General features: G+C 52.7%; 20 protein-coding genes. 13 read left to right on the forward strand and 7 right to left on the reverse strand.

Going from position 1 to position 23,163, the window contains the following annotated elements; genetic code table 11:
- Nucleotides 1-22 precede the first annotated feature (22 nt).
- The 3 genes from yihS to yihU are packed head-to-tail and all read right to left on the reverse strand — an operon-like array spanning nucleotide 23 to nucleotide 3,077.
- Nucleotides 23-1,264, reverse strand: coding sequence for a sulfoquinovose isomerase (yihS, locus tag OGW17_RS00135; protein ID WP_047459905.1), 1,242 nt, complete (start codon nucleotides 1,262-1,264; stop codon nucleotides 23-25).
- Nucleotides 1,265-1,279: 15 nt separating this feature from the next.
- Nucleotides 1,280-2,158 carry a sulfofructosephosphate aldolase gene (gene yihT, locus OGW17_RS00140; RefSeq protein WP_047459903.1) on the reverse strand — a complete coding sequence of 293 codons (879 nt, stop codon included), beginning with the start codon at nucleotides 2,156-2,158 and terminating at the stop codon, nucleotides 1,280-1,282.
- Between the two features lie 22 nt (nucleotides 2,159-2,180).
- Nucleotides 2,181-3,077 carry a sulfolactaldehyde 3-reductase gene (gene yihU / locus OGW17_RS00145; protein ID WP_024130674.1) on the reverse strand — a complete coding sequence of 299 codons (897 nt, stop codon included), beginning with the start codon at nucleotides 3,075-3,077 and terminating at the stop codon, nucleotides 2,181-2,183.
- Nucleotides 3,078-3,243: 166 nt separating this feature from the next.
- Here yihU and OGW17_RS00150 point away from each other — a divergent pair, with 166 nt between their 5' ends.
- The 9 genes from OGW17_RS00150 to OGW17_RS00190 all read left to right on the forward strand — a co-directional run bounded on the left by OGW17_RS00150 (nucleotide 3,244) and on the right by OGW17_RS00190 (nucleotide 12,243).
- On the forward strand, nucleotides 3,244-4,140 hold the full coding sequence (locus OGW17_RS00150; RefSeq protein ID WP_071259449.1) for a sugar kinase: 897 nt from the start codon (nucleotides 3,244-3,246) through the stop codon (nucleotides 4,138-4,140).
- 32 nt (nucleotides 4,141-4,172) lie between these two features.
- On the forward strand, nucleotides 4,173-4,976 hold the full coding sequence (locus OGW17_RS00155) for a DeoR/GlpR family DNA-binding transcription regulator (RefSeq protein WP_012133927.1): 804 nt from the start codon (nucleotides 4,173-4,175) through the stop codon (nucleotides 4,974-4,976).
- A gap of 443 nt (nucleotides 4,977-5,419) precedes the next feature.
- Nucleotides 5,420-8,146: an autotransporter outer membrane beta-barrel domain-containing protein gene (locus tag OGW17_RS00160; RefSeq protein ID WP_071259451.1), complete on the forward strand. Its 2,727-nt coding sequence runs from the start codon at nucleotides 5,420-5,422 to the stop codon at nucleotides 8,144-8,146.
- 361 nt (nucleotides 8,147-8,507) lie between these two features.
- Nucleotides 8,508-9,107 (forward strand): glucose-1-phosphatase, encoded by a 600-nt coding sequence (gene yihX, locus OGW17_RS00165; RefSeq protein ID WP_071259453.1) that lies wholly within the window; start codon nucleotides 8,508-8,510, stop codon nucleotides 9,105-9,107.
- Nucleotides 9,101-9,973 carry a virulence factor BrkB family protein gene (locus tag OGW17_RS00170; RefSeq protein ID WP_012133924.1) on the forward strand — a complete coding sequence of 291 codons (873 nt, stop codon included), beginning with the start codon at nucleotides 9,101-9,103 and terminating at the stop codon, nucleotides 9,971-9,973. The genes yihX and OGW17_RS00170 overlap by 7 nt, the downstream gene beginning before the upstream one ends.
- The gene (dtd, locus tag OGW17_RS00175) at nucleotides 9,970-10,407 is read left to right on the forward strand and encodes a D-aminoacyl-tRNA deacylase (RefSeq protein WP_047459887.1); all 438 of its coding nucleotides are present in this window, start codon (nucleotides 9,970-9,972) and stop codon (nucleotides 10,405-10,407) included. The genes OGW17_RS00170 and dtd overlap by 4 nt, the downstream gene beginning before the upstream one ends.
- A gap of 44 nt (nucleotides 10,408-10,451) precedes the next feature.
- The gene (gene fabY / locus OGW17_RS00180) at nucleotides 10,452-11,393 is read left to right on the forward strand and encodes a fatty acid biosynthesis protein FabY (RefSeq protein WP_024130670.1); all 942 of its coding nucleotides are present in this window, start codon (nucleotides 10,452-10,454) and stop codon (nucleotides 11,391-11,393) included.
- A gap of 233 nt (nucleotides 11,394-11,626) precedes the next feature.
- Nucleotides 11,627-11,872 carry a ribbon-helix-helix domain-containing protein gene (locus OGW17_RS00185; protein WP_162790489.1) on the forward strand — a complete coding sequence of 82 codons (246 nt, stop codon included), beginning with the start codon at nucleotides 11,627-11,629 and terminating at the stop codon, nucleotides 11,870-11,872.
- Entirely contained in the window at nucleotides 11,869-12,243 is a 375-nt protein-coding gene (locus OGW17_RS00190; RefSeq protein ID WP_012133919.1) for a type II toxin-antitoxin system VapC family toxin, read from the forward strand. The genes OGW17_RS00185 and OGW17_RS00190 overlap by 4 nt, the downstream gene beginning before the upstream one ends.
- 36 nt (nucleotides 12,244-12,279) lie before the next feature.
- On the opposite strand, the gene fdhE is transcribed toward OGW17_RS00190, so the two are convergent.
- The 4 genes from fdhE to fdnG are packed head-to-tail and all read right to left on the reverse strand — an operon-like array spanning nucleotide 12,280 to nucleotide 17,803.
- Nucleotides 12,280-13,209, reverse strand: coding sequence for a formate dehydrogenase accessory protein FdhE (gene fdhE / locus OGW17_RS00195; protein ID WP_047459875.1), 930 nt, complete (start codon nucleotides 13,207-13,209; stop codon nucleotides 12,280-12,282).
- Nucleotides 13,206-13,841, reverse strand: coding sequence for a formate dehydrogenase cytochrome b556 subunit (fdoI, locus tag OGW17_RS00200; protein ID WP_012133917.1), 636 nt, complete (start codon nucleotides 13,839-13,841; stop codon nucleotides 13,206-13,208). The genes fdhE and fdoI overlap by 4 nt, the downstream gene beginning before the upstream one ends.
- Complete coding sequence (fdoH, locus tag OGW17_RS00205; RefSeq protein ID WP_071259455.1) at nucleotides 13,838-14,740, reverse strand: formate dehydrogenase O subunit beta; 903 nt, start codon at nucleotides 14,738-14,740, stop codon at nucleotides 13,838-13,840. Before fdoH ends, fdoI begins: the two co-directional genes overlap by 4 nt.
- A 12-nt stretch (nucleotides 14,741-14,752) precedes the next feature.
- Nucleotides 14,753-17,803: a formate dehydrogenase-N subunit alpha gene (fdnG, locus tag OGW17_RS00210; protein ID WP_081353215.1), complete on the reverse strand. Its 3,051-nt coding sequence runs from the start codon at nucleotides 17,801-17,803 to the stop codon at nucleotides 14,753-14,755.
- A gap of 643 nt (nucleotides 17,804-18,446) precedes the next feature.
- Here fdnG and OGW17_RS00215 point away from each other — a divergent pair.
- The 4 genes from OGW17_RS00215 to OGW17_RS00230 all read left to right on the forward strand — a co-directional run bounded on the left by OGW17_RS00215 (nucleotide 18,447) and on the right by OGW17_RS00230 (nucleotide 22,982).
- Nucleotides 18,447-19,154: a DUF1120 domain-containing protein gene (locus OGW17_RS00215; RefSeq protein WP_012133913.1), complete on the forward strand. Its 708-nt coding sequence runs from the start codon at nucleotides 18,447-18,449 to the stop codon at nucleotides 19,152-19,154.
- A gap of 73 nt (nucleotides 19,155-19,227) precedes the next feature.
- Entirely contained in the window at nucleotides 19,228-19,911 is a 684-nt protein-coding gene (locus OGW17_RS00220) for a fimbria/pilus chaperone family protein (RefSeq protein WP_071259457.1), read from the forward strand.
- Between the two features lie 36 nt (nucleotides 19,912-19,947).
- On the forward strand, nucleotides 19,948-22,371 hold the full coding sequence (locus tag OGW17_RS00225; protein ID WP_071259459.1) for a fimbrial biogenesis outer membrane usher protein: 2,424 nt from the start codon (nucleotides 19,948-19,950) through the stop codon (nucleotides 22,369-22,371).
- Nucleotides 22,372-22,391: 20 nt separating this feature from the next.
- Entirely contained in the window at nucleotides 22,392-22,982 is a 591-nt protein-coding gene (locus OGW17_RS00230) for a DUF1120 domain-containing protein (RefSeq protein WP_058669137.1), read from the forward strand.
- The last annotated feature ends 181 nt before the right edge of the window (nucleotides 22,983-23,163 follow it).

A 23,163-nucleotide genomic window follows, 5' to 3' on the forward strand; every position in this document is an offset into this window, starting at 1 on the left:
CGCCATCCGGCATGTCATATTGTTATTTCGCGTTGCTATCCAGCAGGCCCGCAGCAACGGCGGGAGCCAGCCCCGGCGCCAGCGGCAGGCGCGGGATCACCAGGCAATGCAGCAGGTGGTAAATATCCTGCTTGCCGTCCCACACTTTGGTGGTCACCTGGTTATTGGTATCCAGCTCCTGCCACCACGAACCGTTCTCGTAGTCCATCAGATAAGTGATGCAGTAATCCCACCACTTCTGATACCAGGCTTCGTATTGGCTATCGCCGGTGAGGGTATACAGGGCGTAAGCGGTGCCCATTGCTTCCACAATCGGCCAGCGCACTCTTTCACGTACAATCGGTTTGCCGTCCCAGTCCACGGAGTAGACGAAGCCGTCTGCGCCATCGGGCGCCCAGGCGTCGCGAAGGGTAGCGTGGAATAACCCTTTGGCATCTTCCAGCAGCCAGGCGGGAGGAGTTTCAAAACGCGCTTCCAGGGCCGCATGCAGGTGCAGCATCAGGCGACCCCACTCGATCCAATGCCCCGGCGTGCCGCCGTAAGCGCGGAAACGGTGGGCAGGGTTATCTTTGTTGTAATCGCGAATGGGGTTCCACTGCGCATCGAAGTGCTCGTTGACGCGGTAGTCGCCGTTGCGGGCCACATCGTGAATAATGACGGAGGCGATGCGCAGCGCGCGGTCGAGCCATTTACGATCGTGGGTCACGTCGTACACGATCAAAAAAGCCTCTACGGCATGCATGTTGGCGTTGCCGCCACGGTAATCTTCGGTCTGGCTGAAGGCTTCGTCCCAGGACTCCAGGCACATCTGCTCCTCTTCGCTCCAGAAGTATTTTTCGATGACCTCGATCGCGTCATCCAGCAGTTTTCTGGCCTGTGGATGGCCCGTGGTGACGGCGCTTGCCGCCCCTAACAGGACGAAGAAATGCTGATATCCCTGTTTGGAGGCGTCCATCACGCCTTCATCGTTCACACAGGCATACCAGCCGCCGTAGCGCCGATCGCGTAACGCGCCGTTCAACGCGTTAATACCATGGTCGACTAACTGATATGCGCCCGGACGGCCCATCGATGCGGCAACGGAATAAACGTGCAGCATACGGGCGGTAATCCACAGGTGCGTACCCATCTCCGCTCTGATCTGTCCCTGATTTCCCAGCCAGCCGAAACCGGTAGGTACTGCGGATTTTTTCCCAAAGTCAAAAATGCGATCGGTTTCTTGCTCCAGCCAGCGGTTGTGGCTCAACGTGTTAAACCATTTCATGCTTTCATCCTCACATTAACGACGGCGGGCCATCATTTCGTCGACGATCTCACCCAAACGCTGCAACTTAGGCACAGAAATATCACGCAGCATCAGTTCGGTATCCGGCAGGCCAATCACCGATGACCAGACGGCGCGACCCGCCAGAAAACCGGATGCGCCTGCGGTCATTGCGACTCTAACCGCCCGAGGGAACAATTTTTCATCAATACCGGAGGAGAGGATGACCCACGGCATATTGATATGCTCGTTCAGGCGCTGTGACGCGGCGAGAAGGTCGTGCTGCGCGCCTTTGCCGTACAGCGGCATTTCAACTTTGTAGAGATCCGCGCCGCTGTCGCCCAACTCTTTTGCGGCATCAATGATGGCCTGTTCACGGTCGAACTTATCGCCACGGCGAGGTGGGCGCACAACCGGTTCGATAATGCTCACCAGACCATTGCTGTGGCACATCTCATTAAATTCTTTGACCATATCAAGACGCTGTTGGGCATCTTCATCGCTGCGCCAGAGCACCAGCAGTTTTAGCGCTTTACCGCCGTCTTGCTTTATCGCTTGTGGATTGATCTTTTTATCAATGACGACGCTATCGACAGGAATGCCATTGCCGGGAATGAACGCATCGGCGGCGACGATCATGGCGCAGTTTTTTGCAATCGCGTTTTGCTCCACCACCTGGCGGTAACAGAACTGTTGGTCAATCAGAATGGCGGAGGCATAAGGAGACAGCGCTTTTGCGGCATTCACTTTGAAATCCGTCAGTACGCTGTCGGCAACAGGAGACTTCGCACCAGCAGCTGCAAACATTAAGCGCATCGCTTCACGCTGATCGACCGCCAGCATGGCAAAGCCGCCGGATGCGCGCGTAATGTCTTTGATGGTGTAGTTGTTCATTCAGTTTTCCTTTATTCAGTCGTTACATTTTGAATTTGTTCGGTAACCCGGCGCTGTTACGCACCTGTTCGAGAATGGCTGTCCAGTCTTCCCGGCCACGACCGGCGGCGCGAGCCTGGTTATAAACTTCACGGGATGCGGCGCCGAGCGGCATCGGCACATGCAGTTGGTTGGCAACATCCAGCGCAATCCCCAAGTCTTTGTGCGCCAGATCGATCATGAAGGAGGGAGAAAGGTCGCCTTTCAGCACTTTGTTGGGCCAGGAGGTGGTGAAGTGGCCTTTGCCTGCCGGGGTTCCGCTCATCACTTTTAACGCGACGTCGAAGGAGAGGCCCAGCGCTTCGCATAACGCGGCGGCTTCGGCAGAAAGCGCATTCAGCGCGATGCTCATATAGTTATTGATAAGCTTTACGCGAATCCCCATGCCGGGGCCGCCAGCGTTAATCAACTCATTGCCCATCGCCATCAGTACCGGCGTTGCGCGCTCCACCTGTTCTGCGCTGCCGCCTGCCAGTAATAGCAACGTCCCCGCAATGGCGTGATCGGATGTTCGACCGACCGGGACATCCATCATGCTGAACCCTCTGGCGCGCATATCTGCGATAAGTTTGTCCGTCTGTAGCGGATGGATGGTGGACATATCGATCACCAGCGCGTCCTGCGACAAGCCTTCGCAAACGCCTTGATCGCCGAATAACACGCTGCGAACGAGATCGCCATTAGGCAGCATTGTGATGACAAACTCGGCCTCTTTCGCCGCCTGCGCCGGGCTGCTGGCAGGACGAGCACCTTTTTCCACCAGGGTCTGTATGGCGTCGGGGTTCACATCAAAGACGCTGAGCTGATGGCCCTGCTTGAGCAAATTACTCGCCATGGGCGAACCCATCTGGCCTAATCCGACAAATGCAATCACTGCCATATCGTTCTCCTGAAACGTGAATGTCATTTTTTGTCACTTGCGTGACGCTGGTTTTGTCTGTTTTTGATCGTATTTGTAATTTATGGTCAAAAAATTGACAGCCGTCACTTTTTAAACATTTTGCGAAATTAAAATAATCGCATCCCGAAATGCTTAAGGAATGACCATGATTCGTGTTGCTTGTGTGGGTATCACCGTGATGGATCGCATCTATTACGTTGAAGGTTTACCGACTGAAGGAGGTAAATATGTGGCGAAACGTTATACGGAAGTGGGCGGCGGGCCTGCTGCAACTGCCGCAGTGGCTGCGGCGAAACTGGGGGCGCAGGTGGACTTTATTGGGCGTGTGGGAGATGACGACACCGGAAGCAGCCTGCTGGCGGAGCTGGAATCCCTGGGGGTAAATACCCGCTATACCCGGCGTTACGAGGGGGCGAAGTCCTCACAGTCTGCGGTCATCGTCGATGTGAAAGGGGAGCGGATTATCGTCAATTATCCCAGCCCGGATTTATTGCATGACGCTGACTGGCTTAATGAGATCGACTTTTCTCAATGGGATGTGGTGCTGGCGGATGTTCGCTGGCATGACGGGGCGAAACGGGCATTCACGCTGGCGCGCCGGGCCGGAGTCATGACGGTTCTGGATGGCGATGTGACGCCACAGGACATCAGCGAGCTGGTGGCGTTAAGCGATCATGCCGCCTTCTCTGAACCGGGCCTGGCGCGCCTGACGGGAATACAGGATACCGTAAGCGCGTTAAAAAAATCACAAATGATCACAAATGGACATGTCTATGTCACGCGCGGCGGTGAAGGATGCGACTGGTTAGACGATAATGTCTTTCGGCATCAACCCGGATTCCCGGTAGAGGTGGTCGACACCACCGGCGCGGGGGATGTTTTTCACGGTGCGCTCGCCTTTAGCCTGGCAGGTGGAACGCCAGTCGAAGAGGCCGTCAGGTTTGCCAGCGGCGTGGCCGCACTGAAATGCACCCGACCAGGCGGGCGTGCCGGAATCCCTGACTGTGATCAAACCCGATCTTTTCTGTCACTTTTTGTATAAAATGTAAGGCAATGGTTTTTCGAGGAATTTGCATGAGTCTTACTGAACTGACCGGTAACCCACGGCATGATCAGTTGCTGGCGCTGATTGGCGAGCGCGGTTACATGAATATTGACGAACTGGCTGGCCTGCTGGATGTGTCCACGCAGACCGTGCGTCGCGATATCCGCAAACTGAGCGATCAGGGATTGATTACGCGTCATCACGGTGGCGCGGGACGGGCTTCCAGCGTTGTGAATACCGCCTTTGAGCAGCGAGAAGTCTCCTGGACGGAAGAGAAAAAAGCCATCGCGGAAGCGGTGGCGGACTATATTCCAGACGGCTCCACGGTCTTTATCACCATTGGTACGACCGTTGAGCAGGTAGCGCGGGCGCTGTTAAACCACAATCATCTGCGAATTATCACTAACAGCCTGCGTGTGGCGCATATTCTGTACAATAATCCGCGTTTTGAAGTGATGGTGCCTGGCGGAACGCTTCGCCCGCATAACAGCGGCATTATCGGCCCTTCTGCGACGGCGTTTGTGGCGGGGTTTCGTGCGGACTATCTTGTCACCAGCGTCGGCGCGATAGAAAGCGATGGCGCGTTGCTGGAGTTTGACGTCAATGAAGCCAGTGTGGTGAAAACCATGATGGCTCACTCCCGGCATATCCTCCTTGCTGCCGATCATACGAAATACCATGCTTCCGCAGCGGTAGAGATTGGCAACGTGTCGCAGGTAACGGCGCTGTTTACTGATGAGTACCCAGGCCCGGCATTGCATAACCTGCTTCAGTCACAGCAGGTTGAGATTGTCCAGGTTAGCCCAGGCCAGGATGACGCAACGTCAGTCTGAAGGGGTTATAAACAGAACCGTCTTTTTAGACGGTTCTTTTTCACCTTTTTGTCAAATATATAATCATCCTGGTGGTGATATAAAAATCTTAAAATAAAAACCGCCTGCTTATTGTTACCCTGATAGCTGTTGTTTTATAAGGCGTTTATTTTCCTGCCGGGAATGCTTTTATTCTATAAAAATAGTTATTAAGAATAATGCAAATAAATAAGGTGCATTTTATTTACTGTTATCTCATGAGCCCCTGCCGTACATTGACAGATTAAATGAATACTTGTATTTATTCTGCTAAGGTGACAATTCATTACGCCTTTGAACTCTGACTCTTTAATTATTTAAAGATAAAGATGAGCGGATGGATTTCGCCTTTTATAAATATCTTATGCACGCGTCTTTGATGCTTTTTATCCGAATAAAAAAGCCTTACGGAAAAGGTGGCTCTCATGAAATCTTCTCGTCTTATTCAAAAAACGCCGATCCCGGCAAAGCTTGCGCTCTGTATTGCCAGTGCGCTGGCGTTGAGCGGGTTGAGTGGACACGTTCTGGCAGCAGGATGTAGCCAATCCTCCAGTACGCAATTTTTCTGCGATGATACGACGATCTATTATTTTGGTAATCCTCTGAATGGTGGTTCTCGTGATTACACCACGTTTGATGAAGTATTAATTAATACCAGCCAGAATGGTATAACCACACCGCTTCAGGGGTGGGGAGTCTATCTTGATTCAACGGGGTACAAATTTAAAGACCTGGTAATTAACACCACGGGATCTGAAGCTGACGGTATTCACTCCAAAAACGCAGGGGGGAGGCTGGAAGCGGAAAATATCAAGATTACCACGACCGGAACCAGTTCTGATGGGATTAATCTGGGACGCGAACTTAACAGCGCTTACTCAATTGTTGAAGTCAGCGGTAATGTTTCTGTCGATGCTTCTGACGGCATGGGACTACGCGCAAATATCTCCAGAGTAAATACGAGTGCGAAATCTTCTATTATTATTCATGGGAATGCTGATGTTGTAACCCGAGGTAATGGTGGTGCAAATTCTGGCTATGGTATTTACGCTGGTAAAGATCCTGGAGATTTATTTGGTAGCGCGGCGGGCGTTGCGGATGTCACGATCAATGGGACTGCAAAAATCACCACTTCTGGTTCGAATGCTCATGGGGTTTATGCGGGACGAAAAGGTGAGATTAACCTTAATAACACTGATATCACGACAACCGGGAACGGGGCGAATGGTATCTATGCTTACGCCAACAGTGACTTTTCCAGAGTAAATCTGGGTGGGAATACAACCATTAAAGCGACAGGCAATAATGCCTATGCGATGTATGCCTACCAAAGTAAAGGTTTAATCCGCTCCTGGGATGCCGCAACGGATACCGCAAGCTCTGGTATCTATGATATTGAGGGCAATTTGTATGCGCGTTCGAGTGGCATTATTGACCTTACAATGGATGATGGCAGCCAGTTTGTCGGTATAGCCAACTCATCACAATTGGAAAATACAACATCGCTTCGTGCCACAATAAATCTCAACATAAACGGTGCAAACAGCGAATGGACGATGACCGGGAACTCTGTGGTCTCTACTCTGACGCTGAACCAGGCCACATTGCGTTATAGCGCAGACGGCGTGTCCCGCGATGACGAAAGTACCTTTAAAACCCTGACCGTGATGGGCAACTACACCGGCACAGATGCGTTACTGGTGTTGAACACCGTGCTTGAAGGCGATGACTCTTTTACCGATAAACTGATCGTCAAAGGGGATACCTCCGGCAATACCAACGTAGGCATCAATAACATCGGCGGTGTGGGCGATCTGACCCTTAACGGTATTGAGATTGTGGACGTTGAGGGTGTTTCCGACGGAACGTTCACCAAAGCAGGACGTATTGTGGCGGGCGGCTATGACTATGACGTGGTGAAAAATGCCAGTAACTGGTATCTCACCAGCCAGCTAAGCCCGGTGGAGCCAGAACCAGAACCTGAGCCGGAACCTGAACCAGAAAACCCGGACCCGGTCGATCCACCAACACCGCCGGGACCGGTTGACCCGGTGGACCCGCCGGCACCACCAGGGCCGGTTGATCCCGTGGAACCACCAACGCCGCCAGGGCCGGTCGATCCTGTTGATCCCCCTGCGCCACCAGAGCCGCCGCTACCGCCAGCGCCTGAACCTGGTGAACATCAATACCGCCCTGAGTTTGGTAGCTATCTGGCGAACAACTATGCCGCTAATACGCTGTTTATCACCCGTCTGCACGATCGCCTGGGTGAAACCCAGTACACCGACATATTAACGGGCGAGCAGAAAGTGACCAGCATGTGGATGCGTAACGTAGGTGGTCATATGCGCTTTACTGATGGCAGCAAGCAGCTGAAAACGCAGGCTAATCGCTATGTATTGCAGATTGGCGGCGACCTGGCGCAGTGGAGCAGCGATGGTCTCGACCGCTGGCATCTGGGGGTGATGGCGGGTTACGCCAATCAGAAAAGTAAAACGCATAACACCCATAATGGCTACGCTTCACGCGGTCATGTGAACGGCTACAGCGCGGGGGTGTATGCGACGTGGTATGCGAATGAAGCGGATAAAACCGGGACGTATCTGGATAGCTGGGTGCTCTATAACTGGTTTGATAACACCGTGCAGGGTGACCATCTTGCCAGTGAAAAATACAAATCTGACGGTATCACGGCGTCTATCGAAGGGGGATACACCTTCCTGATAGGCGAAAGCGAGCGTACGAGTTACTGGCTCCAGCCAAAAGCCCAGGTGACCTGGATGGACGTGCAGGCTGACTCGCACCGTGAAAGCAACGGCACTCAGGTGAAAGACAAAACTGACGGCAACCTGATGACCCGACTCGGTGTGCGCGCATACCTGAAAGGCCATAACGCCATTGATGACGGCAAAGACCGTGAGTTTCAGCCGTTTGTTGAAGCAAACTGGCTCCACAATACCCACAACCAGAGCGTCCAGATGGGGGCGATCCGGGATGAAATCAGCGGCACCAAAAATATTGGTGAGCTGAAAGTTGGTGTGGAAGGGCAAATTAACCCGCGTTTGCAGGTGTGGGGGAATGTAGCTCAGCAGGTAGGCGACAACAGTTATAGCGATACCGCAGCGATGTTGGGGGTGAAATACAGCTTCTGAACCATAATGGCAGATAGCTTACCGGGCCTATGGACTGTTTTGTAGGCCGGATAAGGCATAGCCGCCATCCGGCAGGTCGCCCGGTGGCGCTACCGCTTACCGGGCCTACGGACTATTTTGTAGGCCGGATAAGGCATAGCCGCCATCCGGCAGGCGCCCGGTGGCGCTACCGCTTACCGGGCCTACGGGCTATTTTGTAGGCCGGATAAGGCAAAGCCGCCATCCGGCGAAAAGTGTTAAGGCGATGCATTGCATCGCCTTTTTTCCGTTTGCGTTAGTCGATTTTTTCCCTGTCCGGCGCATAGTCAAACTCCTGCTTTCCCGCTACAGTTATTCATCCACGGCTTGCAAGGAGAGGATCATGCTCTATATCTTTGATTTAGGTAATGTGATTGTCGATATCGACTTCAACCGCGTGTTAGGTGCATGGAGTGACCTGAGCCGTGTCCCGCTGGCTTCGTTGAAGCAAAGTTTTACGATGGGAGAGGCGTTTCATCAGCATGAGCGGGGGGAGATCACTGATGAAGCCTTCGCAGAAGCATTGTGCCATGAGATGGCGTTGCCGCTGAGCTATGAGCAATTTTCCCACGGCTGGCAGGCGGTATTTGTCGCATTACGGCCCGAGGTTATCGACATCATGCATAAGCTTCGCGAGCAGGGGCATCGTGTCGTCGTATTGTCTAATACCAACCGTCTGCATACGACCTTCTGGCCAGATGAATACCCTGAAGTTCGCCAGGCTGCCAATCATATTTATCTGTCTCAGGAATTGGGCATGCGTAAACCTGAGGTGCGGATTTACCAGCATGTTTTGCAGACAGAAGGTTTTTCCTCCGCCGATACGGTCTTTTTTGACGACAACGCCGATAATATAGAAGGGGCTAACCAGTTGGGGATCACCAGTATTCTGGTGACGGATAAAACGACCATCCCGGACTATTTCGCGAAGTTGTTATGCTAAAAAACGTGCATCAAAAAGCCAGGCATCATACGCGTCCAGTCAGGGCCTGGCTTAAACTGTTGTGGCAGCGCATTGACGAGGACAATATGACCACCCTGGCGGGGAACCTGGCCTATGTCTCGTTGCTCTCGTTAGTGCCGTTGATCGCCGTCGTTTTTGCGCTTTTCGCCGCCTTTCCCATGTTTTCCGATGTCAGTCTCCAGTTACGCCATTTTATTTTTGCTAACTTCATCCCGGCGACGGGAGATGTTATTCAGCGTTATATTGAGCAGTTCGTCGCAAATTCCAACAAAATGACGGCGGTAGGCGCTTGTGGACTGATCGTCACGGCGCTGTTGCTGATGTATGCCATCGACAGCGCCCTGAACACCATCTGGCGTAGCAAACGCACGCGTCCAAAAGTGTATTCTTTCGCCGTTTACTGGATGATCCTGACCCTGGGGCCACTGCTGGCGGGCGCCAGCCTGGCGATTAGCTCCTATCTGCTTTCTCTGCGCTGGGCCAGTGAGCTCAACACGGTTATCGATAACGTCCTGAGGGTATTCCCTCTGATTCTCTCCTGGATTTCGTTCTGGCTGCTGTACAGCATTGTGCCGACCACGCGCGTACCAAACCGCGATGCCGTTGTCGGCGCTTTTGTCGCAGCGGTACTGTTCGAAGCAGGAAAGAAAGGATTCGCGCTTTATATCACCATGTTCCCGTCATATCAGTTGATTTACGGCGTGCTGGCGGTTATCCCCATTTTGTTTGTCTGGGTGTACTGGACATGGTGTATCGTCTTGCTTGGTGCCGAAATAACTGTCACTCTCGGGGAATACCGCAAACTCAAACAAGCCGCAGAACAAGAAGAAGCAGACCAATCATGATTGCATTAATTCAGCGCGTAACCCGTGCCAGCGTCACCGTGGAGGGCGAGGTGACGGGTGAAATCGGCCAGGGACTTTTAGTGTTATTAGGTGTCGAAAGGGATGATGACGAACAGAAAGCGAATCGTCTGTGCGAGCGCGTGCTCGGTTATCGAATTTTTAGCGATGCCGAAGGCAAGATGAATCTCAACGTGCAACAGGCGGGGGGAAGCGTGCTGGTGGTGTCGCAATTTACGTTGGCCGCCGATACCGAACGCGGTATGCGACCGGGCTTCTCAAGAGGCGCCGCGCCGGATCGCGCTGAAGCGCTGTATGAATACTTTGTTGAGCGCTGCCGCCAACAGGAAATGAACACGCAAACCGGACGTTTCGCTGCCGATATGCAGGTCTCGCTGGTCAATGATGGCCCCGTAACGTTCTGGCTACAGGTATGAGCCAGCTTCCGGCGTGGCCGCGGGTAACAAGAGAGAGTACAGCTATGTATCACCTTCGAGTACCGCAAACAGAAGAAGAATTAGCGCGTTACTACCAGTTTCGCTGGGAAATGCTGCGCAAACCGCTCCACCAGCCGAAAGGCTCCGAACGCGATGCCTGGGATGCGATGGCGCATCATCAAATGGTGGTGGATGAAGAGGGGAACCTGGTTGCGGTAGGGCGTTTGTATATCAATGCGGATAACGAAGCCTCTATTCGTTTCATGGCCGTTGAACCGTCTGTTCAGGATAAAGGGCTGGGAACGTTGATGGCGATGACCCTGGAGTCCGTGGCGCGCCAGGAAGGGGTAAAACGCGTCACCTGTAGCGCCCGTGAAGATGCGGTAGCGTTCTTCGCCAAACTTGGCTTTGTGAATCAAGGGGAAATCACGACCCCGCAAACCACGCCGGTTCGCCATTTTCTGATGATTAAACCGGTCGCGACGCTGGATGACATTCTGCACCGTGGCGACTGGTGTGGGCAGCTTCAGCAGGCCTGGTATGAGCACATCCCGTTAAGTGAAAAAATGGGGGTGCGCATTCAGCAGTACACTGGTCAGAAATTTATTACGACCATGCCTGAAACGGGCAATCAGAATCCGCACCACACGTTGTTTGCCGGGAGTTTGTTTTCACTGGCGACGCTTACCGGCTGGGGGCTGATCTGGCTCATGCTGCGCGAGCGTCATCTGGGCGGTACGATTATTCTCGCCGATGCGCATATTCGCTACAGCAGGCCCATCAGCGGCAAACCCAGCGCAATTGCCGATCTGGGGTCGTTGAGCGGCGATCTGGACAGGCTGGCGCGAGGCCGTAAAGCACGCGTGCAACTGCAAGTGGAGTTGTTTGGCGACGAGACGTCAGGCGCAGTTTTTGAAGGTATTTATATCGTATTGCCGGCAAAACCGTTTGGCCCCTATGAAGAGGGCGGCAACGAGGAAGAGTAGGATAAAGGGGGTACCTCCTTTATTCGATATTTTGCTCCCTTTATCTGTATGGATACACAGCGTTATAACCTGGTTTTTAGCGAAAAGAAACGGGGAGTTCTGACGAGGTTGCAATTCTGGAAAGCGGCTCGTAAAAGCAAAAATCGCGCTCATAAAGTCTTTTTTCTGGTCTTTCATCGGTGTATGTTGTTTGAAAATTAATCGCCAATGATATACTGGAGGTATATATGAGTATGATGGCTGGAATGGAAATGGGCAGAATATTACTTGATTTATCCGATGAAGTTATCAAGCGGCTTGATGACCTTAAACAACAGCGTAATCTTCCGCGAGCAGAGCTATTACGCGAAGCAGTTGAACAATACCTGGAAAGGCAGGGACAAGCCGAAACCACTATTTCCGATGCGCTGGGGCTCTGGCAAGGTTGCGAAGAAGATGGCGTTGAATACGAAAGGAAGCTCCGCGAGGAGTGGCAATGATTAAAGGTCCGGTGTTGTTTGACACCAATATTCTCATTGATTTATTTAGCGGGCGTGGTGAAGCGAAGAAGGCTCTCGAAGCTTACTCACCCCAGAATGCCATTAGTCTCATTACCTGGATGGAAGTGATGGTAGGGGCAAAAAAGTACCATCAGGAATCCCGCACACGTATAGCATTGAGCGCTTTTAACGTTATCGGCGTTTCACAGGATATTGCTGAAAGAAGTGTCAGTCTCAGGCAGGAATACGGGATGAAGTTGCCGGATGCGGTCATTCTGGCTACAGCGCACATTCATCGTTTTGCGCTCGTGACGCGCAATACAAAGGACTTTGCGGGGATTCCGGGAGTCATTACGCCTTACCATTTATAAGCCGGGCGGCAAGCGCCACCCGACCTGACGTCAGAATTACTCCCCTTCGCCCGGGAACAGGAACGGGTTGATGGAGCTGCGGGCAAAGCCCTCTTGCTCCATGCGCGCGTCGAGCACCAGTGAGGCGAGATCGTCGGCGACGGCTTCCACTTTCGGGTCTTTTTCCTGATACAGAATTTTCAGGTAAGTACCGCAGTCGCCACAGCTTTCTGCTTTAATCGACGCCTGTTCGTTATCCAGCGACCAGTAGTGCAGATCGCGACTCTGCTCGCAGTTGCTGCATTTGACGCGCACCACATGCCACTCGGTTTCGCACAGGTTGCAGTGCAGGTAACGCAGACCCTGCGTGGTGCCGATTTGCACCATGCTGGAAACCGGCATTGAGCCGCACACCGGGCAATACTGACGCTGTTCGCCGTACTCCGCACGGGCTTTACCGGGGATCAGGCTGGCCATTTGCGCCCAATAGAGCGACAGCGCCGCCCAGATAAACGGGGCCTTATCACTGCTGACGGAGGCAAAATCGGATTCAAATAGCGCGCTCGCCATTTGCTCCAGTTCCTGTTCCGAAGCCTTCTCCAGATTTTCGATTACCGCCAGCGCGGGGCCGCTCATCTCCGGTTTCAGCTCAGCAATCAGCGAATGCAGCAGTTTCTGCCAGTGCTTATCGCGCGGTAAAACGTGAATATCCAGCGGCGGTTTGCCCTGCGCGTTCGCTTCTTTGATGCGCGCGGTTAGATCCATCTCCAGCGGATGGTCGTACAGCACCACTTCCTGGGCATGTGCGATCAGCGCGGCAAAGCGCAGATAATCGCCAAGCGGGTTGTTTTCGGCCAGCTCGCGCAGACGCTCGGCGCGGCGGTTATACAAATTTTTGAGCCGGGGGAACAATAACGGCGGAATCATATCCGCCGTACGTTTCTCGCTCTTCTCCAGCTCATCTTGCGGGATTATGCGAATACTCATTCAGATGACTTTTCCTGTTTCTGGCGGACTTCACGGTACCAGCGCGGGTGATGTTTCTTCGCCCATGACCGGGTTACCCATCCCTCCACCATCGCGGTAATGGTGCCTTTCACCCAGAGGGCGGCGTAAATGTGCACCATGATAACCACAATTAACGCTACTGCGGCAAATGAATGCAGCATTAACGCGAATCGGATCACCGGGATTGAGAAAGCAGGCGCAAAATACGGACGCCAGATGATCACTCCGCTGACCAGCAACAGGACCAGGAAAATAATCGCCGCCCAGAATACGCATTTCTGGCCGAAGTTATAACGTCCGGTGTCGCCGACTTCCTCGTTGACGACGATCTTACGAATATTCTTCGCCCAAAAGATATCATCCCGATTGATTAGATTGTGGTGCCAGTAACGGAAAAACATGATGATGAATGAGGCGAACATGATCACGCCCACGAACGGGTGCACAATGCGCGCCAGCTGTGGGGTGCCCATGATATGCATCAGCCAGTTGAAGGACGGGAACAAAAAGCCCAGTCCGCTCACCGCCGCCAGTACGAAACAGAAGGCGGTGATCCAGTGGTTGATGCGTTCCGGCGCCGTATAGCGCACGATGGTGTCACGTCGTTTCATTTGCGCACCTCGTCTTTCTCTTCATGCAGATTGTCTTCTTCCTCATCTGCACGGTTCGGGCCGACACCGACATAGTGGAAGATGCTGGCCGCAAAGGTCGCAGCAAAGCCGACCGCTGCGAGAGGTTTCCAGATGCCTTTCCAGAATTTCACCGTCGCGCTGATTTCCGGGTTTTCCGGCAGACCGTGGTACAGATTCGGTTTGTCGGCATGGTGCAGCACGTACATGACGTGAGTACCGCCGACGCCTGCCGGATCGTACAGACCTGCATTGTCGTAACCACGGGTTTTCAGCTCAGCCACACGTTCGCCTGCCAGCGTTTTCATCGCCTCTTTGGAACCAAAGTGGATAGCGCCAGTCGGGCAAGTCTTCACGCAGGCCGGTTCTTGCCCCACCACCACGCGGTCAACGCACAGCGTACATTTATAAACGCGGTTGTCGTCCGGGTTGAGGCGCGGCACATCGAACGGACAACCGGCGATGCAGTAGCCGCAGCCGATGCACTGCTCAGACTGGAAGTCGACAATGCCGTTGGCATACTGAATAATAGCCCCTTCTGCCGGACATGCCTTCAGGCAGCCCGGATCGGCGCAGTGCATACAGCCATCCTTACGGATAAGCCATTCCAGTTTGTCGTCTTGCTCCACTTCCGAGAAGCGCATCACCGTCCAGGATTTTGCGGTCAGATCAGCCGGGTTGTCGTACACCCCGATGTTGCTGCCCACTTCATCACGAATATCGTTCCATTCCGAACAGGCCACCTGACAGGCTTTACAGCCAATACAGGTGGTGACGTCGATAAGCTTCGCCACCTCTTGCTGGTGATCCCGCGCCTGTGGCGCGGGAGTGAAACCGTTAGTCGCGGAACGACGAACGATGTCTTGCGATTGATAAGCCATAGGTCGTCTCCGTTACACCTTTTCCACATTCACCAGGAAGGACTTGAACTCCGGCGTCTGCGTGTTCGCATCACCGACGAATGGCGTAAGCGTATTGGCGATAAAGCCTTTTTTCGCCACCCCTTCGTAGCCCCAATGAATAGGAATACCGATGGTATCGATATCCTTGCCGTCTGCTTTCAGCGTGCGAATGCGCTTGGTCACTACCGCCTTGGCTTTGATATAGCCACGGTTGGAGGAGACTTTTACGGTATCGCCATGCGCGATGCCGAGCTTGTTCGCCAGCTTCTCGCCGATCTCCACAAACTGTTCCGGCTGCGCGATAGCGTTAAGCAGCGCGTGTTTGGTCCAGTAGTGGAAGTGCTCGGTCAGACGGTAAGTTGTTCCGACGTAAGGGAACTTATCGGCTTTACCCAACGCCTCTGCGTCGCCTTTAAAGATACGGGCGGCAGGGTTGGAGATAACGTTCGGGTGCAGCGGGTTCGTCCCCAGCGGCGTTTCAAACGGCTCGTAGTGTTCCGGGAACGGCCCTTCCGCCATCTTGTCGAGCGCGAACAGGCGACCCATCCCTTCCGGCTGCATGATGAACGGCCCGACGTTGCTACCTGGCGCAGCGGCGCTGTAGTCCGGGATATCCATCCCGCCCCATTTCGCGCCATCCCATTTCAGGATTTGGCGCTTCGGATCCCACGGGTTGCCCTGTGGATCGGCGGAGGCGCGGTTATACAGAATGCGGCGGTTCAGCGGCCATGCCCATGCCCACCCCAGCGTATTGCCGAGGCCTGACGGATCGGAGTTATCGCGGCGCGCCATCTGGTTGCCTTCCGGCGTCCAGCTACCGGCGAAAATCCAGCATCCGCTGGAGGTGGTGCCATCGTCACGCAACTGGGCGAACGAGCTGAGCTGTTGGCCTTTCTTCACGATCACCGCCCCCGTTGCCGGGTCGATAAGATCGGCCAGCGCCTTACCGTTACTTTCCATCGCCACTTCTTCCGAAGACGGCTCATGCGGCGTGGAGTAGTTCCAGGTCATATTCAGCACCTGTTCCGGGTTCGCGCCGCCTTGCTCGGCGTACATCTTACGCAGGCGTAAGAAGATACCGGCCAGGATCTCGCCGTCGGTTACGGCGTCGCCGGGGGCGTCCGCGCCTTTCCAGTGCCATTGCAGCCAGCGGCCGGAGTTGACGATAGAGCCGTTCTCTTCGGCGAAGCAGGTTGACGGCAGACGGAACACTTCGGTCTGGATTTTCGACGGATCAACATCGTTCGACTCACCGTGGTTTTGCCAGAAGGTGGACGTTTCGGTATTGAGCGGGTCGATAGTCACCAGGAACTTCAGTTTAGAGAGTGACGCAACCACTTTGTTTTTGTTCGGGAATGAGGCGACCGGGTTAAAGCCCTGGCAGAGATAGCCATTGACCTTGCCTTCGTTCATCATCTCGAAGTATTGCAGGACGTCGTACCCTTTGTCCCACTTCGGCAACCAGTCGAAGCCCCAGTCATTGTCCTTCGTCGCGTTATCGCCAAAGAAGGCTTTCATCATAGAAACGAAGAATTTCGGGTAGTTGCTCCAGTAGTTGACCTGACCTTCCAGCAGCGGTTTTGGCGTGTTGGCGGCAAGGTAGGTTTGCAGGTCAGTCTGTTTTTCGCTGGGCAGCGTCATGTAACCCGTCAGGCTTTGCGACAGCAACCCTAAGTCAGTCAGCCCCTGAATGTTGGAGTGACCGCGCAGTGCGTTGACGCCGCCGCCAGCCATCCCCATGTTGCCGAGCAACAGTTGGATCATCGCCATCGTGCGGATGTTTTGCGCGCCGATGGAGTGCTGCGTCCAGCCGAGGGCATACAGGAACGACGCGGTTTTATCTTTGACGCTGGTTTCCGCAATGTATTCGCATACTTTCAGGAAATCGGCTTTCGGCGTGCCGCAGATATTTTCCACCACCTCCGGCGTATAGCGGGAAACGTGCTGCTTGAGCAGGTTCCACACGCAGCGAGGATGTTGCAGCGTGGTATCGCGTTTAGCGAAGCCATTTTCATCCAGTTCGTAGGCCCAACTGGTTTTGTCGTACTTGCGTTTATCCGCGTCATAGCCCGTAAACAGGCCATCTTCGAAGCCAAAATCTTCACGCACGATCAGGCTGGCGTTGGTATAGGCTTCGGTGTATTCGCGGTTGTATTTTTCGTTGTTCAGCAGGTACAGCAGTACGCCTGACAGGAAGGCAATGTCAGTACCGGAACGGATAGGGGCATAGAAATCGGCCACCGACGCCGTACGCGTGAAGCGAGGATCAATCACAATCAGCTTCGCGCCGTTGTGAATTTTAGCTTCCATCGCCCAACGGAACCCTACCGGGTGGGCTTCAGCGGCGTTACCGCCCATCACCACGATGAGGTTGGCGTTCTTCATGTCGACCCAGTGGTTGGTCATCGCACCGCGACCAAATGTTGGAGCAAGACTTGCTACCGTTGGTCCGTGTCAGACACGCGCCTGGTTGTCGACCGCGAGCATACCGAGCGCGCGGGAGAATTTTTGCGTTAAATAGCCGGTTTCGTTACTGGATGCGGAAGCGCACAGCATCCCGGTGGAGAGCCAGCGGTTAACGGTCACGCCTTCGGCGTTCTGCGCAACGTAGTTGGCGTCGCGGTCCTCTTTCATCAGTTTGGCGATGCGGTCAAATGCCTCATCCCAACTGATTTGCTGCCATTTATCTGAACCTGGCGCGCGGTATTCCGGGTATTTCAGGCGGCTTTCGGAGTGAATGAAGTCCACCAGACCGGCCCCTTTCGGGCAAAGCGCGCCACGGCTGACCGGATGATCCGGATCGCCCTCGATGTGGAAGATAGATGCTTTGGCGTTTTTTGCACCGTCGCCGAGGCTGTACATTAACAGCCCACAACCAACGGAACAGTAAGTGCAGGTGTTACGGGTTTCGCGGGTGCGCAGCAATTTATATTGCCGTGTTTCCGCTAGCGCTACGCTGGGTGCGAAACCCAGTGCCGCCGCCGTGGTGCCTGCCATACCGCCAGCGCAGATCTTAAAGAACTGCCTTCTGCTGACCTGCATGGTTTGCTCCTTGTTTCGACATTGCTATGTAGTTTTACTTTGCGGACCACAATGAAACCGGCCGCAAAGGGAAGAATTTGCGCATTCCCTCAGTTCCGGGAGGGATATAACTCAGGATACCATAATGTTGGTAGGTGTGTTCTGTTGCGGTTAAATAAAAGTGAATGAGTTTTCATGATGGCAATATGAAAATGTGATGCTTATCACATTGAGGCGTAATGAATGACGAGCTTTGCAACCGAAAAAGAAGGAACTAATACTTTAGAGTTAATAAATTTCGCTGCGTAATCATCACTATGTTAAATAATTGTGTTGTTGTTCGAAATAGAGATGAGGTATCAGCATTCTTTATCGGTAGTTCTGGATAGATCGGCTTTTCTGGCGGTAGATAATATTTATTATTTATACAATAACGGGATTTAATCTTTTATATGAATCTTTATATATGTTTGGTGAATGTATATAAGGATTTCCTTTGAGGATTTTCCTGGAATAAATTCTTAAAAATAATCTTTCGATTGTATGGTTTTTTGACAAATGATAAATTTCGCCAACCAATATTGTATGTTGGTGTCATGTCAATTTTTTGAAATATGCAGAGGTCATCATTATATAAAGTGGCTTCTTTTATAAGGAAATAAAAATGAATGTTTTTTTTAAAAAAAGCCTGATGGTGTCTGTGCTGGCGCTGACGGCTTCTTCCGTTATGGCGGCACCGAGCGTTGATATTAAAGTATCAGGGAAAATTGTTCCTGCTTCCTGTATTCCGTCATTCCCAAGCGGCGGCGGTATCGCTGATTTTGGCACCATCAAAGTGGCGTCATTAAATTCAACTGCGCCAACCGCGCTGCCTGACATTAAAACCGTACCAGTCGCCATTACCTGTGAAGAAGATACGCGTGTCGGCGTTTCTTTTACTGATATGCATAGCGCTTCTGCACCGACCACCGGTTATGCCATTAATTTCGCATCGACTGATTTCATTTCTTCTGCTAATTATCTTTTTGGCCTGGGGCTGTATGGTAGCCAGAAAATTGGGGCATATGCGCTGGGTATTCAGATTGATTCAGGAACGCTGACTAACGGCAATGGCGATAACCTGGTTGCCTATTTCTCAGCAAATGACGGCACTAGCTGGGGAACAAAAGCAGGCAACAGCTATATGCAGATTATAAATAATAACAGCGAGGTTTACAGCTTTGGTAAAAGCTCGGCTGATGCGCCAGAACCGCAAACAAAAGTCAACTTTAACGTCGGTGTGTCCGCGATTATCAACCCGACAGACGATCTGCAAATTACCGATGAAGCGACGCTTGACGGCTTAACCACCGTAGAGCTGGTATACCTGTAATTACACTGCACGTATCGTAGATGCTCCCCATATTACTATGGGGAGCAGTTATGAATATTAATGGACTAATATTATGCTTTCCTTCAAGAAAACATTAATCTGCGCCTGTTTATTGGCGTCATTTAACTGTCTGGCTGCCGGGATGGTGCCCGACACGTCGCTGCTGCTGATTAATGAAGAAGAGCAAGGCGGCAGTATGGATGTTAAAAACACCGATGCTGATGCCCAGCTCTTGTATACCAAAATCGTCAATCTTCCAGACGATCCTCAGCCTGGCCTGATTGTCACGCAACCCGTTACGCGTGTTGATGCCGGTAAGACGCAACGTGTGCGATTCGTTCTTAAAAATAGCGCGGAGCCGTTAAAAGTAGAGCATTTGAAGCGCGTTATTTTTACGACCATCCCGCAACGGGATAAAAACAAAGTTAAAGTGGTCTTTAGCCAAAACCTTCCCGTCATTATTCATCCTTCGGGTTTAGACGTGAATATGGAGCCGTGGAAAGATCTCCAGTGGCATATGCGCGGCGGAAAACTCAGCGTGGAAAATAAAACGCCTTATGTTATCCGTCTGGAGCAGAAAGTAAAATTATTGCCATCAGGCGCGCACGCTGATTTACCAAAGGCTTATATTCTGCCGGGTGAAACAATAAATGCCCATGCCTCGACCACATTATCCGCACTGGATAAAAATATCGAAATGTATCCTGCTACGCGCTATGGCTATAAGGCGAAGAGTTTTGTTGCAGAAATAAAATAATTAATCTCAGTTTATTGTAAAACACATGGAGTGGTTATGATTCGCGGTTCCGCTAAAAAAGGAATTATTGTGTTTTGTCTGACGGCAATCGCTTTCAGTATACGGGCGGAAATAATGCCGACCTCTACTGGAACGATGGAGTTGGCGAGAGCGGTATTTGATACTGATGCATTAGAATCTAATGGTCTCGATCCTGTGATTGCTGATTATTATTCCTTAGCGTCCCGGTTCACTCCTGGTGTCCATAATGTGACCGTTATTATTAATGGCAAGAAACACAGTGTCATGTCGGTTAAGTTTAATGAGGAAGGGCAGCCCTGTATTGATAAAGCATTTCTGGAAAGCGCAGGACTCATCACGAAAATAAAAAGAGAAACCTGCCCGCTGATCCATCAATACTGGTCTACGGCAACCGTTAGCGCTACGCCTGAAACAGAAGAAATGTCGCTGGTTGTTCCGCAGGAAGCGATTGATCCAGATAATAACCGACAGGTCGCGGACGTTCGCGGTGGTCATGCCGCAATGCTGAATTACTCCATGTTTGGCACGCATTATAAATATGACGGCGATAATTCAGACCGCTTTCAGTCAACGTTTGAACTTGGTTTTAATGCGGGTGACTGGATTGTGCGCAGCACACAATTCGTCAGCGACGGCAGCGACCAGGAATTAGAAACCGACTCGTATTATACCTACGCGCAACGCACTTTCGCCGACTATGGCGTGATGGTGCAGGGCGGGCAAATCAACATTGCCAACAGCCGCTTTAGTATTCCATCGGTCTACGGTGTGCAAGTCATGCCGGATAATACCCTGCTGCCGAACGAGGGGAGCGGCGTCGAGGTGACGGGGATCGCCAGATATTCTCAGGCGCGCGTGGATATTCGCCAGGGCGGGCAGATCATCTATTCAACGCTTGTTCCCGCTGGCCCCTTTACCTTAACCGATGTGCCCATTGCTAACCTCAACACCGACCTGAATGTCACGGTGACGGAGACCGATGGAAGCGAAAGCCATTTTACCGTATCGGCGAGCACGTTTCGTAGCAACCATGTCGGCAGGGCGCCGGGCTTTTCTCTGGCCGTGGGGCGTGCGGAAGATATGGACACGAATTTTGAGCAGCCCTGGATTGTGTCGGCGTCTGATGGCTGGTCAGTGAATAATCGTATGAATCTCATGGCCGGAATGGTGATGGCGGATAACCACTATTACGGTTTCTCTGCCAATGTGGATACCGTTCCCGTACAGAATTTATATGCCTCGCTCGGGTTTCTTGGGTCGATCGATAACCGTAGCCAGACTGATGGACACAAAACCACGCTGGATCTTGGGTATTCCTTGCCCTGGGGGATGGGGATTTCGCTGGGCGGCAGCTACGGCACGGCGGACTATCGCGAAATGCAGGAACTGTATAGCGACGACGATGATTACTCCCCAACGAAATACGATACGAACGTCGCGGTCAGTTGGTCGGATACGCTTCTGGGGCGTTTTTCACTCGGCTACTACCGTAATGAGGCCTGGGACAGCGACTATAATAGCCGCCGCATTATCTCTTCCTGGTCGCAAACCTATAAATATTTCAGCGTCAGCGTGAACTGGGAATCGGATATCAGTCGTGGGGATGAGAGCGATCACGATATGTTCTACGTGAACGTTTCTGTTCCGTTAGGCCGTACCGGTGTTTCAACGAACTCGTGGTATCGCGAGAGTGAAGGAAGAAGCTCTTATGGCACGCGGGCGATGGGGTCGCTGAATGACGACAACCAATACACGGTCGGCGTGTCTCGCGATCAGGACGAAAGTGTTACCGACTGGGATAGCTCGCTTAACAGCAATCTTCACTATACCACGCTGTCCGTGGCGGCTGGCGGCGATAACGACAGCAATACGAACTACTCTGCCGCATTGAGTGGCGGCATTGTGGCGCATGACGATGGCGTGACCTTCTCACCGTATCCGGTCGCGGACACGTATGCCATTACCCAACTGGACAAGCCTGTTGCCGGTATCGAAATCGTGACGTCGCGCGGGCCCGTCTGGACCGATAAATGGGGTCAGGCCGTTGTCCCGTCATTGACGCCGTTCCATGAAAGTACGCTGGAACTCAATACCCAAAGTCTTCCGGGCAATCTTGACGTCAATAATGGCCGGACGGCGATTAAAGCGTCGCACGGGGCGGTCGCGAAATGGCAATTCACCACGCTGAGTCAGCGGCGCGTGCTGCTCTCTGTCATGCGTGCAGACGGTACTCCGTTGCCGAAAGGCGTCTCCATTGTCAACGACGCCGGGGAATACATCACTTCCGCGCCAGAGGACGGTTTGATCTTCCTGAATGATATCTCAGCAAGCCATCAGCTGTATGCGAAGGTGGACGGTGGACGATGCAAACTGAACTACACCCTGCCGGAAGCCGATCCGCAGAAATTCTACGAGGAGATAAAAGGGAAATGTCTCTAATGAAACAGGGAGCTGGCTCCATGAAACACCTTAGCGTTTTTATGCCTGTATTACTGGCGGGTTTCTTGTGTGGGAATGCGCCATCCGCACTGGCGGAAGAAGGCGACTGTCAGATTTTATCTTCGACAAAACAGGTCGACTATGGGCGGTTCCGCAGGGAGGATATGAGGGAGGGGAGCACCGAATACGCCGGGAATATGTATCACGGTTATGCCTCCGTCACCCGGGAGTTACAGGTCTCCGTCATCTGTACTGATGAACATAAAATTCGGCTCTTTGTGGATGGCCCCGCCCGGCAGGGGCAGGCCTGGCAGTTTTCTGACAACGGCGCGATGTCGATTAAAATGAAAAATGCCAGAGTCGATAACGCTCCCGTTCAGTTGGCTTCGGTTCCCCGGGGCGCGGCGCAGGTATCGGGCGGCGCTGCGGAAATGACGCTGTTGCCGGATATGTCCGCTGCTGCGGTAAACGGCCAGGAAGTGGCAGGAAAACAGTGGGTTGCAACACTGATGATCACCACTTATCTTGCCGATAAAGCTTTCCAGACCAGCAATACGCAGGATCTGGAAGAAACCTACACCGTGTCGTTTGACGCTCTCGCGGCTAACTAGCGTTCTCATCCTGCCGACCGGGGCGGTTTTGCCCCGGTTTTGACCTCACAAAAATAATGGAGGACAATAACCGCAGTTAAATGCGCAAAGGCGCTCTCATCCTGCCTGAACGCAATCTCTCTTATCGTGAGTCCATACCAGGAAGCTGCTTTGTCTGACCATCAAAATTCATCCCCGGAGG

Origin of the sequence: Citrobacter sp. CK181, assembly GCF_030333595.1 — a bacterium.
In the GTDB taxonomy this organism is placed as follows: Bacteria; Pseudomonadota; Gammaproteobacteria; order Enterobacterales; family Enterobacteriaceae; genus Citrobacter_B; species Citrobacter_B koseri.

What these genes read in the sequence shown, in the direction of transcription:
- yihS (WP_047459905.1), bottom strand. Translation starts at nt 1,264, where the DNA reads ATGAAATGGTTTAACACGTTGAGCCACAACCGCTGGCTGGAGCAAGAA.
- yihT (WP_047459903.1), bottom strand. Translation starts at nt 2,158, where the DNA reads ATGAACAACTACACCATCAAAGACATTACGCGCGCATCCGGCGGCTTT.
- yihU (WP_024130674.1), bottom strand. Translation starts at nt 3,077, where the DNA reads ATGGCAGTGATTGCATTTGTCGGATTAGGCCAGATGGGTTCGCCCATG.
- OGW17_RS00150 (WP_071259449.1), top strand. Translation starts at nt 3,244, where the DNA reads ATGATTCGTGTTGCTTGTGTGGGTATCACCGTGATGGATCGCATCTAT.
- OGW17_RS00155 (WP_012133927.1), top strand. Translation starts at nt 4,173, where the DNA reads ATGAGTCTTACTGAACTGACCGGTAACCCACGGCATGATCAGTTGCTG.
- OGW17_RS00160 (WP_071259451.1), top strand. Translation starts at nt 5,420, where the DNA reads ATGAAATCTTCTCGTCTTATTCAAAAAACGCCGATCCCGGCAAAGCTT.
- yihX (WP_071259453.1), top strand. Translation starts at nt 8,508, where the DNA reads ATGCTCTATATCTTTGATTTAGGTAATGTGATTGTCGATATCGACTTC.
- OGW17_RS00170 (WP_012133924.1), top strand. Translation starts at nt 9,101, where the DNA reads ATGCTAAAAAACGTGCATCAAAAAGCCAGGCATCATACGCGTCCAGTC.
- dtd (WP_047459887.1), top strand. Translation starts at nt 9,970, where the DNA reads ATGATTGCATTAATTCAGCGCGTAACCCGTGCCAGCGTCACCGTGGAG.
- fabY (WP_024130670.1), top strand. Translation starts at nt 10,452, where the DNA reads ATGTATCACCTTCGAGTACCGCAAACAGAAGAAGAATTAGCGCGTTAC.
- OGW17_RS00185 (WP_162790489.1), top strand. Translation starts at nt 11,627, where the DNA reads ATGATGGCTGGAATGGAAATGGGCAGAATATTACTTGATTTATCCGAT.
- OGW17_RS00190 (WP_012133919.1), top strand. Translation starts at nt 11,869, where the DNA reads ATGATTAAAGGTCCGGTGTTGTTTGACACCAATATTCTCATTGATTTA.
- fdhE (WP_047459875.1), bottom strand. Translation starts at nt 13,209, where the DNA reads ATGAGTATTCGCATAATCCCGCAAGATGAGCTGGAGAAGAGCGAGAAA.
- fdoI (WP_012133917.1), bottom strand. Translation starts at nt 13,841, where the DNA reads ATGAAACGACGTGACACCATCGTGCGCTATACGGCGCCGGAACGCATC.
- fdoH (WP_071259455.1), bottom strand. Translation starts at nt 14,740, where the DNA reads ATGGCTTATCAATCGCAAGACATCGTTCGTCGTTCCGCGACTAACGGT.
- OGW17_RS00215 (WP_012133913.1), top strand. Translation starts at nt 18,447, where the DNA reads ATGAATGTTTTTTTTAAAAAAAGCCTGATGGTGTCTGTGCTGGCGCTG.
- OGW17_RS00220 (WP_071259457.1), top strand. Translation starts at nt 19,228, where the DNA reads ATGCTTTCCTTCAAGAAAACATTAATCTGCGCCTGTTTATTGGCGTCA.
- OGW17_RS00225 (WP_071259459.1), top strand. Translation starts at nt 19,948, where the DNA reads ATGATTCGCGGTTCCGCTAAAAAAGGAATTATTGTGTTTTGTCTGACG.
- OGW17_RS00230 (WP_058669137.1), top strand. Translation starts at nt 22,392, where the DNA reads ATGAAACACCTTAGCGTTTTTATGCCTGTATTACTGGCGGGTTTCTTG.